Origin of the sequence: Aeromonas sp. S16(2024), from assembly GCF_041403065.1 — a bacterium.
Lineage (GTDB): Bacteria > Pseudomonadota > Gammaproteobacteria > Enterobacterales > Aeromonadaceae > Aeromonas.
In genome coordinates, this window is sequence record NZ_JBGLQX010000012.1 from 117,211 (window position 1) to 130,787 (window position 13,577).

Below are 13,577 nucleotides of genomic sequence, written 5' to 3' on the forward strand. Positions count from 1 at the left end.
GGTCATCTCCTCATCCGGTGCAAGACATAACCCACCACCATGCCGGCCAGGGCCGAGATGATGATGTGGATCTCCGCCAGCAGCGGCTTGGTGAGCAGCGCAGTGCCGCCGCTCACCACAGTCGCCGCCACCATGGGCAGGTTCTTCATGGCCGGTATGGTCATGGCGATGAAGGTGGCGGCGATGGCAAAGTCCAGCCCCATCTTGTCCAGCCCCTCGATGTACTGACCGGCGGCGATGCCGAGCAGGGTCGCCAGGTTCCAGAACAGATAGAACACGAAGCCCGCGATCAGGGCATAGGCGGGGTTGAAGAGGCCGCTGCGATCCCTCTCCTTGAGTGCCACCGCGAACATCTCGTCGGTCAGGAAGAAGGCGAGGCTGGCACGCCAGCGCAGGGAGAGCGGCAGCACGTCCCGGCGAAAGGTGAAGCCATAGAGCAGGTGCTGGGAGGTGATGACGAAGGTGGAGCCCATGATGGGCAGCAAGGGGGTACCCGCCCCGAACAAGGTGGTGGCCGAGAGCTGGGCCGCGCCGGCATAGACCAGCAGCGACATCAGCTGGGCCTGCACCGGGCTCAGGCCCGCCTGCAACGCCAGGGCGCCGCACAATATCCCCCAGGGGATGACGGAAATGGAGAGGGGGAGAATATCCAGGGTGGCGCGCCACCAGAGCACGCCCGTGCGCTCGGGCGCGGCGATGCGGGTTCCTGACATCATGGGATCATCCTTGTGACTTCCAACGCGAGCCGGAAAAACTAGCACGGCGCGGGATGGGCTGTCACGCCATCCAGGGAGGAAACAAAACGCCCGCAGGGCAGCGGGCGTGAACGACGAGGATCAGGGCTCGATGATGATGGGGGTGCCTGGCTCGACGGCGTTCCAGATCTCGTCCATCTCGTGGTTGAGCACGGCGATGCAGCCATTGGTCCAGTTGGACGGCTGTACCCTGCGATCCCCCATGCGGTTGAGCTGACCATGGATCATGATCATGCCGCCCGGGCGCACTCCCAGCTCATTGGCACGCTTGATGTCGTCCAGATTCGGGTAGTTGATGTGGATCGCCTTGTAGAAGCCGGAATTGCTCTTCTTGTAGTCGAGGGTGTAGCGCCCTTCCGGGGTACGCTGATCCCCTTCCTGCTGCTTGTGTCCCTTGGGAGCAGGACCCAGGGCGACCCAGTAGCGCTTGACCGGCTTGCCATCTTTCATCAGGGTCAGGCTATAACTCGACTTCTTGACCACCACCATGTCGGCGGACAGGGTGGCAAAACTCAATGCGGGCCACAGCCCCAGCAAACACAACAATACGGCTCTCAATTTCCATCCCTCGACAAGCCTTCAGGGCTTTGTATTTAGCTAATCATCTGAATGTCGCCACTCTCTGGCGGCGAGCGAGCGCCATGATATGGGATCGCCATGAATACTCAATATATCCAGAGAAACATATCTGTGACCCGCCTCGCCAGCGCTCGGTCAACGCATCTGCGCCTCACCATAATAAATAGTCAAAACAGATAGATGGCGCAAAAAACAGGCGCATCTTGCGCCCCGGCTCACACTGCGGCAAAGATCCCGTCTCGCTGAAATGAGCAAGCCCTGCCGATGGGCAGGGCTTGCTGGTCGAGGAGCACCTCACCGGGCGGTGGCGGGCTCGCGCTGATAATGCTGGCGGATCCAGGCCTCGAAGTCGGCCAGCATGCTGGCCTCCGACTCGCTGTTGTCGGCAATCAGCTCGGCGCCGTGCATCACCCGGATCTGGGCGTCGAGCGGGATCCCCTCTCCTGCCGGCGGGCGCTGGCTCGCCGCCACCATGCAGGCTTCGGCCGTCGCCCACGCCTGCGCCACGCTCTGGTTGCACGCCTCGGCCAATGGCACTGCACTGAAGCCTTCCCCAGTGAGGCTCCTGAGCGTCTCATCGTGGGTCATGCCGTTGCCCGGCCCCCAGTAGTGGGCGGCCAGATCCGGCCCTATGCGCGGGTTGTCGGTGAGGTAGCCGTCGCGCCCCAGGAAGTAGGCACGGGTCTGCTCCACCGCCATCAGCGCCAGCAGGTAGCCGTGATAGGCGCAGGCCGACTCCTGATTCAGGAGGTGCGGAATGGCCAGCAGCGGACGCGGGCTCTCCACCCCCAGGATCTGGCGCTCCCAGCGGCGGGCCAGCGCCAGCACCGCCTCTGGAGTGCGATCGCTCTCCGCCATGGCGTAGAGATCCCGCTCGAAGTAGGCCACCAGCGCTATCTGGCGCTCGTTGAAGGCACGAAACGGCTGGCGCGCCTCTATCATCCCCTTGATGAGCTCGTCGGGAATCGCCTCCCCCGCCGCGTTCCTGGCGTAGCCCTTGAGCCAGTCGGCGTCGTCCAGCAGGCTGTCGCAGAACATGGACTGGGTCTCGGCATAGGCCATGGAGGTGGGCGGGAACTCCTGGGAGAAGCAGGGGGCGTTGCCGGTGACGTTGGCAAAGTGCGCCGCATGGCCTCCCTCGTGGAACAGGGTGTTGAGGCCACTCCAGCCGCTGCCCACCTGGGCCGGATCCGCCAGGCTGGTGAAGTTGACTAGGGCGGGCACCCACTCCCCCTCCTGCCAGAAGCTTGGCACCGGGCCGTGGCAGAAGCCGTTCTCGTATTTCCCCTCCCGGATCAGCAGATCCAGGGTCAGGGTGGCGCCGCGATACTGGATGCCGAGGCGGCGGAAGCTCTGGACCCAATCCTTCAGCGCCCGGGAGAAGGGCACATAGGGGTCGAGCTGACGGGTCACGTCGCCGCTCACGCTGTAGCGCAGGTTGTGGGGCAGCAGGGCCCCTTCTCCCTTGGCGGCTTTCAGCTCCGCCAGGCTCTGGTGCACCCGCTGCTCGGTGCGGGCGATAAAGTCGTCGAGCACGGCAAACAGCTGCGCCGGGCTCATCTGCTCGTTCTTGTGCACCTTGTAGTCGAAGTAGTCCCGATAGCCCATGGCCCGGGCGAAGCGGTTGCGCAGGGCCACCACCTCGAGAAAGCCGTTGCCGACCACCCACTGCTCCAGGCTGTGGAACATGGCGAGCGCACTCTGGCGCACCGCCTCGTCGCTACTGGCGGCAAGCGCCGTGCTGGCGGCGGGCAGGCTGCCGGCCACTTGTTGGCCCTGCTCGTCCAGCAGGGTGAGCTTGAGCCCCTTGCGGCGGGCGAAGAGATCCGCCTCGGAAGCCACCAGCTCATCCATCAGGGCGGCAGCGGCCGGATCCTCGATGACGTTGCATTCGAAGAAGGCTATCCAGCCTCCCAGACCGCGCTTGAGCTCTGCCTCTTCGGCCCGGGCCTGCATCTCCCGCAGCACCGGCAGACGGGCAGGATCGGCACAAAACGCCTTGTAGGCCTGCTCGGCGGCGGTGAAGCCGGCCTGATCGTCGCTGGTGCCCATGTAGGTGGACCAGAAGAGATCCTCCTTGCGCCTGTGTACTCGCAGGTAGTCGGCGTTGAGCTGGTTCAAGTAATTCCTGGCAATGGAACTCATAAATTCCCTCTTGTTATGGGGCGGCCACAGGCGCGCCCACTCCTTTTTGGTGAAATGCCAACTTATTCACACTTCTTGCAAATAGAGTCGGCAAATGGTGCGCCGGGATGCGCCAGACCACGCTATCAAAAGCGAGGGTTTCTGTCTGCTGGCTATACTGGTTGCCAACACACTCAATTGGAAACTAGCTATCACAACCCCATGAAAGTTAAATAAATGTTAATCAAATAGCAATCAAGGCCAGCCAGCTGACTGGCCCTCACCAGATCCGCACGGGAAAGAAGGAAAAGACTATGTTCAAGCTCGGTGATATCGCCGTGAGTCGCAAACTGATGCTGCTGCTCTCGGTGGCGCTGGTCGGCTTCATCGCACTGCTGCTCATCTCCGCCAGTGCCCTGCATCGCAACCTGATGAGTGAGCGGGAAGCCCGGCTGCAGGCGGTGCTGGATCTCGCCATGAGCCGGATCCTGACCCTGGCCACCACCCTGCCCGCACCGCAAGCCCAGGCGCAAGCCAAGGCCATGCTCGACAGCATGCGCTTCGATGGGGACAACTATCTGTTCGTGCTGGACGAGAACCGCCACGTGGTGGTGCACCCTGCCAAGCCCGAGCTGGTCGGCCAGCAGATGGGCGGGACGCCCGCCGAATCCCACTGGCAGCGCATGGTGGATCTCGGCAAGGGAGGCCATCAGGGTCGCCTGGAGTACCAGTGGATCTCCCCCTCCGGCGAGGCGGCCCGGAAGATGTCCCTGGTGGCCGGCTACCAGCCCTGGGGCTGGATCCTGGGCTCAGGCGTGCTGCTGCAGGACATAGAGGCTACCATCTGGTCCCAGTACCAGCTGATGGGAGGCGCCACCCTGCTGGTGATCCTGCTGATGGGGTGGCTGGGGGTGGCCATCAGCCGCTCCATCGTCAGGCCGCTGGCCGAGATCAAGGGGGCCATGGCCCAGGTGGCGGCCGGGGATCTGGTGGTCAACATCCCGGTCCATGGCAAGGATGAGCTGGGGGCCGTCGCCACCAGCACCAATCAGGGACTGGACGCCATTCGCCGCGCCCTGCTGGAGGCGAGCCAGGGGGCCCGCAACGTGGCGGATGCCGCCCTGCGCATCGCCGCCTCCGCCGAGCAGACCAACCAGGCGGTCAACAGCCAGCGGGATCAGCTGGCCCAGCTCGCCACCGCCATGAACGAGATGAGCGCCACCATCTCGGATGTAGCGGGCCACGCCGAGAACACGGCCCGCGACACCCAGGACGCCACCAGCGAGGCCGGGCTCGGCAACGAGGACGTCCACGCCAGCGTGCACGGCATCCAGGCGCTCGCCACCGAGGTAGAGCAGGCCACCCATCAGGTCAACCAGCTCAAGGAGGGGGTGATGCAGATAGGCGAGGTGACCGCCGTCATCAGCGCCATCTCGGATCAGACCAATCTGCTGGCCCTCAACGCCGCCATAGAGGCGGCCCGGGCCGGCGAGCAGGGTCGCGGCTTCGCCGTGGTGGCCGACGAGGTGCGCCAGCTGGCCAGCCGTACCCGCCACTCCACCGAGGAGATCCAGAGCACCATCACCCAGTTGCAGCAGCGGGCGGTGGCCGCCGCCAGCGCCATGGATGCCAGCCGCAAGCTGGCGGAGAGCAGCGTCGGCCAGTCCGAGAAGGCGGGGCAGGATCTCTCCCTGATCGTCAATCACATCCAGCACGTGAGCGACATGGCGACCCAGATAGCCACGGCGGCGGAGCAGCAGAGCATGGTGGCGGAAGACATGAACCGCAACGTCAGCGGTATCAATGACTCGGCGCTCGAGATGTCCCAGGCCGCCTCCCAGCTGGCACAGGAGAGCGAGCTGCTGGCCGGACTGTCGCGCAGCCTGGACGAGCGGCTGGCGGTGTTCAGGCTCGGCAATGGCCTCCCCCGGGATCTGGCGCCCGGTCAGGCCCCGCGCCCCTCGCCCACCCGCCGCACAGACCAGTACCCGCACCACTGACCGTCTGACACAGTCCCATCCCCTGCCGGCCTCACCGGCAGGGGATTTTTTCATTGATGAAAAATGTCGCGATTTTGCATCTTTTGACGGAGCGGGCGAAGCAAAACCCAACTTGATGAATTAAATATAATTTTAAAAACAGAGTGTTAAGTGATTGCTCTACTCCGATGAGGTCAAGCTGTAAAGATTTACACTTAATAATTTAATCAAAAGAAGCCATCATGGTGGTGCCGTCCTCAAGGGCGGCACCCTGACCCTTTATGTAGTCATTTGGCAAACTGGTTGAAAGGCCAGGACGCAAAGCCTCCGGTCTAAAGACATGTCGTCCAGGATAGCGGGGTTGCCACACCCAGGTGTGTCACGGGGGATTCCCCTGCCAACTTGACTGCCCACATCACCGAACAGAGGAATGTATGGCAGCAAAAATCCAACTCAATCATGTGGCCGCCGCGCTGGCGCTGCTGGCCAGCGGCGGCGTGCTCGCCCACGGTTATATCAGCCAGCCGGAAGGGCGCAACTATCTGTGCAAGACCGGCGGCAATAGTCAGTGTGGCGCCATTCAGTGGGAGCCACAGAGCCTGGAGGCGCCATCCGGCTTCCCCGATGGCGGCCCCGCCGACGGCCAGATAGCCTCGGCCGGTCACCCGCAATTTGGTGAACTCAATGCCCAGACCAGCGATCGCTGGACCAAGCGCCAGGTGCAGGCCGGTCCCTTCACCATCGGCTGGACCTTCACCGCCAACCACGTGACCCGCAACTGGCGCTACTACCTCACCAAGCAGGAGTGGAACCCGAACCAGCCCCTGACCAGGGACTCCTTCGATCTCAATCCGTTCTGCGTCATCGACGGGGGCATGGTGCAGCCGCCCAAGCAGGTCACCCATGAGTGCACCCTGCCGGCGCGTACCGGCTATCAGGTTATTCTCGGGGTCTGGGAGGTGGGCGATACCGCCAACAGCTTCTACAACCTCATCGACGCCCAGTTCGATGGCGGCACCCAGCCACCGCTGACCTGGAGCCAGGGCGGGACCATCTACCCCTCCACCGATCTGGTGGCCGGCGACAAGGCCAGAACCCGGGTATTCGACGCCAACGGCGAGCGCACCGATCTGCAGACAGTGCTGACCATAGGCTCCGCCGAGCAGGGTCAGAAGAACAACTGGGCTCACGATCTGGCCGCCAGGATCAACGCAGAGCAGAGCCAGATCCGCGCAGGCCAGCAAGGCACCGATGGCCAGTTCAACCCTGTTTATGGCCAGAACCCCATCTACCTGAAGGCAGGCAGCGCGCTGGAGCGGGTCGAGGTCCAGCTCGAGCAGCAGCAACCCCCGGTAAACGACGGCATCAGCGTGAGCGGGCTGGAGAGCGAATACCTGCTCGACAACGGCAAGGTCACCCTCAACTTCACCGTCACGGCCGAGGGGGATCTCGCGGTCACCAACACCCTGTATGACCACGGTGGCGCCGCCAAGGGCCAGACCGGTGCCGACATCAAGGACAGCAGCCATAGCTTCACCATGGCGGTCGGCGCGCTGAGCGCCGGCCACCACCAGCTGGTGATCGAGGGCAAGCCGAAGGCGGGCGGTGCCCCCCTGCAGCAGACCCTGGACCTGATGTTCAAGGATCCCGCCAGCGGCGGTGACTACCAGTACAGCTTCCCGGAGGGACTCAAATCCTATGCAGCAGGCACCAAGGTGCTGCAGCCGAAAGATGGCAAGATCTATCAGTGCAAACCCTACCCCTACAGCGGCTGGTGCACCATCTGGACGAGCACGGCGACCCAGTATGAGCCCGGCGTGGGCACCAACTGGCAGGATGCCTGGATCGCACAATAGCGCTGTCGCTGTGACATCAATCAAACGGGGAGCCCATGGCTCCCCGTTTTTCATGCGCCGCTCGGCTCAGATCTGGTAGTCGAGCAGGGGCTCGTTGCTCATGGCCCTGGCCTGGATCTCCGCCAGCGCCAGCTCGGGGTTGCAGAGCTGGATGAACTGCCAGGTGAAGTTGTGCTGGAACTGCCCCTGCTTGAGGCCGATCCAGGCGGTGTGCGGCGCAAACAGCCGGCTGCCGTCGAGCTGCACCAGCCCCTTGTCCCGCTGGGGATCAAACGCCATGTCCGCCAGTATGCCCACCCCCATCTCCAGCTCGACATAGGTCTTGATGACGTCGGAATCCTGGGCGGTCAGCAGGATCTGCGGATGTATCCCCGCCTCGGCGAAGGCCTCATCCACCCGCACCCGGCCCGTCAGGCCCGCCTGATAGGTGACTATGGGCCAGTGTGCCAGGGCCGCCAGGGTCAGTTCCCGCTCGGCGGTAAGCGGGTGCTGCTCCGGCACCACTATGTTGTGATGCCAGCGGTAGTAGGGAAACGCGACCACACCTTCGCTCTTGTCGAGCTGCTCGCTGCTGATGCCGATGTCCACCTCGCCGGTCTGCACCAGCCGTACAATCTCCTCCGGGCTGCCCTGGCGCAGCTCCAGCTGCACCAGCGGGAACTGCTCGCGAAACGCCTTCACCACACGGGGCAGGGCATAGCGCGCCTGGGTGTGAGTGGTCGCTACCAGCAGCCGCCCGGAATCCCGGTTGGCAAAGGTGCTGGCCAATTTGCGGATATTGTCGGCGTCCCCCAGGATACGCTCGGCGATCACCAGCAGCTCCTTGCCCGGCTCCGTCATGCCGAGCAGCCGTTTGCCGTAACGGATGAAGAGCGCGAGCCCCAACTCCTCCTCCAGCTCGCGGATATGGCGGCTGACCCCGGACTGGGAGGTAAAGAGGGCATTGGCCACTTCGGTCAGGTTGTAATCCCGCCGCGCCGCTTCCCGGATAATGCGTAATTGCTGAAAATTCACCTCATCGCCTCCTGCGCTGAGTGGCGGTGGATGCTGCCACCGTCCTCTTGTTATTGGGCGACCGGATCAGAGTCCGGCTGCAAGCCTGAAAAAGGGTCTCGCCTTGGGGGCTCGCCCTCAAATCTGGTAGTCGGGATAGAGCTGCGCATGCCGGGCCACCAGACGCACTCCCTGGCCGGGGGCGAAGGCACGGGCGGCCTCCTTGCTCAGCTCGGCCTCGTAGTGAGCGCCCCTGGTCTCGCCATCCCCGCGCAACTCCACCCGGATCCGCGGCCCCATGGGCAACAAGCGGGTGATGGTGGCGCTGATGCCACCCGGTGCATCCGCTGGCAGTATCTCCAGCTCGTGGGGGCGCACATAGGCAATGGCCGCACTGCCCTGTGCCAGCTGGGAGCTGATGGGGCCCCCCAGCTGCTGCTCACCTATGCCGAGCCCCTGCCCGGCTACCCGGCCGCGGAACAGGTTCACGCTGCCGAGGAAACTGTGCACAAAGGCGGTGGCGGGCTGGTCATAGACCTCGGCCGGGGTGCCGATCTGCTCGACCCGCCCTGCGTTCATCAGCACCACCCGATCCGCCACCTCCAGCGCCTCCTCCTGATCGTGGGTCACGAACAGGCTGGTGACGTGCAGCTCGTCGTGCAGCTCCCGTAGCCAGCGGCGCAGCTCCTTGCGCACCTGGGCGTCGAGGGCGCCGAAGGGCTCGTCCAGCAGCAGCACCTTGGGCTGCACCGCCAGGGCGCGCGCCAGGGCGACCCGCTGGCGCTGGCCGCCGGAGAGCTGGGTCGGATAGCGTCCGGCCACGTGGCTGAGCTGCACCAGATCCAGCAGCTCCTTGACCCGGGCTCGGATGGCCTCCTCGGCCGGTCGCTCGGCGCGCGGCTTGACCCTCAGGCCAAACGCCACGTTCTCGAACACCGTCATGTGCCTGAACAGGGCGTAGTGCTGGAACACGAAACCGACGTTGCGCTCGCGCACGTGGAGATCCGAGGCATCCTCGCCACGGATGATGACGTTGCCGCTGTCGGCCTGCTCCAACCCGGCGATGATCCGCAACAGTGTGGTCTTGCCGCAGCCGGAGGGGCCGAGCAGCGCCACCAGTTCACCGTCGTGAAAATCGAGGTTGATGTCGGCCAGGGCCGCGTACTGATTGAAATGCTTGTTGAGTCGTTGAACCTGAATGCTCATGGCTGCCTCTCTAAACCGTTAAACCGGATTTGTGGTTATCCGGGCTGACCTGCCGGCAGGCAGGCCAGGCCATATCAATGGGACTGGGTGGGCTGAGCGCGCAGCCGGGCCAGCAGGGTCTCCCCCAGCAGGGTGAAGATCCCGAACAGGGCCAGCAGGCTCGCCACCGCGAAGGCGGCGCCGGTCTGGTACTCGTTGTAGAGGATCTCGATGTGCAGCGGCAGTGTGTTGGTCTGACCGCGAATATGGCCGGAGACCACGGAGACGGCACCGAACTCCCCCACGGCACGGGCGGTACAGAGCAGCAGGCCATACATCAGGCTCCAGCGGATACCGGGCAGGGTGACCCGCCAGAACATCTGCAGGCCGCTCGCCCCCAGCATGATGGCGGCTTCCTCCTCTTCCGGACCACGGGCCTCCATCTGGGGCAGCAGCTCGCGCACCACGAAGGGCACTGTGATGAAGGTGGTCGCCAATATGATCCCCGGGGTGGCGAAGATGATCTTGATGTCGTGCTCGCTAAGCCAGTCGCCGAACCAGCCGCGGCTGCCGAACATCAGCACGAACATCAGCCCCGCTATCACGGGCGACACCGAGAACGGCAGATCGATGATGGTGATGAGCAGTTGTCGGCCCGGGAAACGGAAGCGGGCTATGGCCCAGGCGGCGGCCAGCCCGAACAGCAGGTTGAGGGGCACGGAGCAGAGGGTCACCAGGGCGGTCAGGCCGAGGGCGCTCAGGGCATCCGGCTCGCTGATGGCATGCCAGAAGAAGGCGAGGCCCGGGCTCAGTGCCTGGATAAAGACGGTCGCGAGCGGCAGCAGCAGCAGGGCGGCGAACCAGCCCAGTCCGACGCTGATCAGCAGCCACTTGACCCAGACGGGCTCACGGGTCACGGCAGGCTGGCGCACCTGAGTGACAGGGGCCCCATCGAGGGCCAGGTCCAGGCTTGCGTTGGATGCATTCATATGCGGCTTCCTCCGATGCGTGCCCAGCTCCAGGCCTGCAACTTGTTGATGATCAACAGCAAGACAAACGAGATCAGCAGCATGACGGAGGCGATGGCCGAGGCCCCGGCATAGTCATACTCCTCCAGATGGCTCATGATCATCAGCGGCGCGATTTCCGACACCATCGGCAAATTTCCGGCGATAAAGATGACGGAGCCGTACTCCCCGACCCCGCGGGCAAACGCCAGGGCGAAGCCGGTGAGCAGCGCCGGGATCAGGGTAGGCCACAACACTCGCGCGAAGGTCTGCCAGCGATTGGCGCCAAGACTGGCGGCGGCCTCCTCCTGTTCGGTCTCCGCCTCTCGCAGCACGGGCTGCAGGGTGCGCACCACGAAGGGCAGCCCGATGAAGGTGAGGGCGATCACCACCCCTATGGGGTTGTAGGCGAGCTCGATACCAAAGGGAGCAACCCACTGACCTATCCAGCCGTTGGGGGCGAAGATGGCGCACAGGGCAATACCGGAAACCGCAGTCGGCATGGCGAACGGCAGGTCGATGAGCGCATCCACCAACCGGCGACCGGGGAAGCTGTAACGAACCAGCACCCAGGCCAGGATCAACCCGAACAGGCTGTTGAGCAGGGCGGCGATAAAGGCGGCCCCGAAGCTGAGGCGAAAGGAGGCGAGCACCCGGGGGGAGCCTATCACCTGCCAGAACTCGGCGGCCGTCAGGTTGTTTACCGCGAACAGCACCAGCGCCGAGAGGGGCAACAGCACCAGTATGCTCAGGTAGAGCAGGCTGAAGCCCAGGGTCGGCCCCAGGCCAGGGAGGACGGAATAAGAACTTAATCGCATAACACATCCGTTTGTTATAAAAACTTTCGATACGCTGATTCTGCTCACGACCGCCAGGGACAACAAACACCAATAACGCCTTTGCTAAGCACTTTTTTGTCTAACAACGGCAAATCAGGGCTTTTAGAGCGATAAATATAAAAAAAGGTCTTTTATATAAATAAAAGACCTAACAAACGGAGCGGTGAAACCTGAGCTGCAAAGACAGTCACTATGGGATCAGGGTGGCGAGCCTGTCTGATATCTTGCGGGAACTCTCCTTGTCATATGGGTCGAGGATCAGCGGAAGCTGAGGGCCGCCCGCCTATCCCATTCGGTCGAGACGGGATCCACCACCATCTCGGCCCTGTGATGAAGGGTGTTCAGCAGGTTGAGCCCCTGACTCCACTCCCCATGACCGGACTGGGCATTGATGTGGCCCACCTCGCCTGCATCGAACAGCGGCACCTGCCACTGACGACTCCAATACTCGGCACGTTCGAAGCTCATCCAGGGATCGTTGCGGCTGGCGATGAGCTGGGCGGACACCTTGATGGATCCCGCCAGCGCCTCGTCCGGGATGCCGAAGCGGGCCGGATCAGCGGGAGCCACTATCAGGATGGAAGAGACCTTGTCCGGTTGCAGCCGGGCGGCGGCAATCGCCGTCAGGGCGCCGAAAGAGTGGGCCACCAGGTGGACCCGGCTGCGGCGGCTTCTGAGCTTGCTCGCCAGCTTGGCACTCCAGACGGTGAGGTCCGGCTTGTCCCAGGGCAGACCCAGCATCCGCTGCCACTGGGGAAATTGCTGGTGCCAGCGACTCTGCCAGTGATCCGGCCCACTGTTGTGCAGACCGGGAACCAGAAGGATCTTGTTCATCATGGTGCTCCTATCTGTTGTCACAGGGACCAATCACCGTTAGCGGCCCGGTTGGTAAATCTGGTCGAACAGCCCGCCCTGGGCGAAGTGCTTCTTCTGTGCCTTGTCCCAATCCCCTTCCAGATCCTTGACGGTAAAGAGCGCCAACTGCGGGAACTGGGCCGATGTCTCCTTGAGGATCGCCGGGTTGCTCGGGCGATAATGGTACTTGGCGATGATCCGCTGCCCCTCGTCGGAATAGAGGTAGTCAAGATAACCCTTGGCGACCGCTTCGGTACCGTGCTTCTTGGCTACCTTGTCCACCACGGCAACCGGGGGTTCGGCCAGGATGGAGACCGAGGGCACCACGAGCTCGAACTTGTCGCTGGTCCCCGGCTGATTCAGCACCAGCAGGGCTTCGTTCTCCCAGGCCAGCAAGACGTCGCCGAGGCCCCGCTCGATGAAGCTGGTGGTGGCACCCCGGGCGCCGGAATCCAGCACCTTCACGTTCTTGAACAGATCGCCGACAAACTGCCTGGCTCCCTCCTCAGTGCCGCTCTTCTTCAGGGCATAGCCCCAGGCAGCCAGGTAATTCCAGCGCGCACCGCCGGAGGTCTTGGGGTTGGGGGTCACTATGGCGACATCCTTGCGAACCAGATCGCCCCAGTCCTTGATCTGCTTGGGGTTGCCCTTGCGCACCAGGAAGACGATGGTGGAGGTATAGGGAGACGCATTGTTGGCAAGACGCCCCTCCCAATCGCTGGCGGTAAGACCCGCCTTGGCCACGGCCTCGACATCATAGGCCAGCGCCAGGGAGACCACGTCAGCCTCCAGGCCATCCACCACGGCACGGGCCTGTTTGCCGGAGCCACCGTGTGACTGGCTCACCACCACATCATCGCCCGTCTTGGCCTTCCACTCCTTGGCAAAGGCGCTGTTGTATTCCTGGAACAGCTCGCGGGTCGGGTCATAAGAGACGTTGAGCAGGCGCACCTCGGCCGCATTGGCTTGGCCGAGTGCCAGCAGAGAGAGCAGGGTCAGGGCGGTCATTCGCAATTTCATGGTGATACTCCATATCGTTGGGTTGAGTACAGAATGCCGCCTCCCGCATATATCAGGAAGAAAGAAAAAGCGCTTTGCTTATCTCTTTTACGCATATTAGGTCAACCGCCAACGCACGCTAACAGCCTCATTCAAGCCCCTATATACCCCTACTCGCCCCTCATCACCGTCAGATTGCAGGCACGAAAAAGCCCAGTCTGTTGACTGGGCTTGCTGACTCGCGTGCCGAAGGCGCACAGCAAAAAGGCCTTCCCGTGAGGGAAGGCCTTCAAATTAGTGGCGGAGCGGACGGGGAGGCGGACAGGGTCCGGCTCAAGCACAAGGGGCCACTGGCAGGGACCGAGTTGCCAGTGGCAAGTCGCAGCCCTGTCTGTGGTCCCTTGTT

Annotated in this window: 11 protein-coding genes and 1 riboswitch; of the genes, 2 read left to right on the top strand and 9 right to left on the bottom strand. The window is 63.3% G+C overall.

Features of this window, described 5'->3' with window-relative positions:
* Nucleotides 1–2: 2 nt before the first annotated feature.
* The 3 genes from ACB030_RS11225 to ACB030_RS11235 form a co-directional block, all read right to left on the bottom strand.
* Nucleotides 3–716, bottom strand: a complete 714-nt coding sequence (locus tag ACB030_RS11225) for an AzlC family ABC transporter permease (protein ID WP_371159776.1) — start codon at nucleotides 714–716, stop codon at nucleotides 3–5.
* A 120-nt stretch (nucleotides 717–836) separates the two neighbouring features.
* Nucleotides 837–1,313 carry a murein L,D-transpeptidase family protein gene (locus ACB030_RS11230; RefSeq protein ID WP_025325761.1) on the bottom strand — a complete coding sequence of 159 codons (477 nt, stop codon included), beginning with the start codon at nucleotides 1,311–1,313 and terminating at the stop codon, nucleotides 837–839.
* 315 nt (nucleotides 1,314–1,628) lie between these two features.
* Nucleotides 1,629–3,479, bottom strand: coding sequence for a M3 family metallopeptidase (locus tag ACB030_RS11235; RefSeq protein WP_371159778.1), 1,851 nt, complete (start codon nucleotides 3,477–3,479; stop codon nucleotides 1,629–1,631).
* Between the two features lie 293 nt (nucleotides 3,480–3,772).
* Here ACB030_RS11235 and ACB030_RS11240 point away from each other — a divergent pair, with 293 nt between their 5' ends.
* Together ACB030_RS11240 and gbpA are read left to right on the top strand one after the other, a co-directional pair.
* Nucleotides 3,773–5,458: a methyl-accepting chemotaxis protein gene (locus ACB030_RS11240; protein ID WP_371159780.1), complete on the top strand. Its 1,686-nt coding sequence runs from the start codon at nucleotides 3,773–3,775 to the stop codon at nucleotides 5,456–5,458.
* A 262-nt stretch (nucleotides 5,459–5,720) separates the two neighbouring features.
* Nucleotides 5,721–5,806: riboswitch (cyclic di-GMP riboswitch) on the top strand.
* 65 nt (nucleotides 5,807–5,871) lie between these two features.
* Nucleotides 5,872–7,293: an N-acetylglucosamine-binding protein GbpA gene (gene gbpA / locus ACB030_RS11245; protein WP_371159782.1), complete on the top strand. Its 1,422-nt coding sequence runs from the start codon at nucleotides 5,872–5,874 to the stop codon at nucleotides 7,291–7,293.
* Between the two features lie 66 nt (nucleotides 7,294–7,359).
* Here the strand turns inward: gbpA and cbl are convergent, their stop codons facing one another.
* The 6 genes from cbl to ACB030_RS11275 all read right to left on the bottom strand — a co-directional run bounded on the left by cbl (nucleotide 7,360) and on the right by ACB030_RS11275 (nucleotide 13,192).
* Nucleotides 7,360–8,307 (bottom strand): HTH-type transcriptional regulator Cbl, encoded by a 948-nt coding sequence (gene cbl / locus ACB030_RS11250; RefSeq protein WP_025325756.1) that lies wholly within the window; start codon nucleotides 8,305–8,307, stop codon nucleotides 7,360–7,362.
* Between the two features lie 117 nt (nucleotides 8,308–8,424).
* Entirely contained in the window at nucleotides 8,425–9,492 is a 1,068-nt protein-coding gene (locus tag ACB030_RS11255; RefSeq protein ID WP_307766519.1) for a TOBE-like domain-containing protein, read from the bottom strand.
* Between the two features lie 74 nt (nucleotides 9,493–9,566).
* Nucleotides 9,567–10,460, bottom strand: coding sequence for a sulfate ABC transporter permease subunit CysW (cysW, locus tag ACB030_RS11260; protein ID WP_205641013.1), 894 nt, complete (start codon nucleotides 10,458–10,460; stop codon nucleotides 9,567–9,569).
* Nucleotides 10,457–11,296 (bottom strand): sulfate ABC transporter permease subunit CysT, encoded by an 840-nt coding sequence (gene cysT / locus ACB030_RS11265; RefSeq protein WP_025325753.1) that lies wholly within the window; start codon nucleotides 11,294–11,296, stop codon nucleotides 10,457–10,459. The genes cysW and cysT overlap by 4 nt, the downstream gene beginning before the upstream one ends.
* A 279-nt stretch (nucleotides 11,297–11,575) precedes the next feature.
* A complete protein-coding gene (locus tag ACB030_RS11270) occupies nucleotides 11,576–12,151 on the bottom strand; it encodes an alpha/beta hydrolase (protein WP_163147416.1) in 576 nt (191 codons plus the stop codon).
* 39 nt (nucleotides 12,152–12,190) lie between these two features.
* A complete protein-coding gene (locus tag ACB030_RS11275; protein WP_371159786.1) occupies nucleotides 12,191–13,192 on the bottom strand; it encodes a sulfate ABC transporter substrate-binding protein in 1,002 nt (333 codons plus the stop codon).
* Between the last annotated feature and the right edge of the window lie 385 nt (nucleotides 13,193–13,577).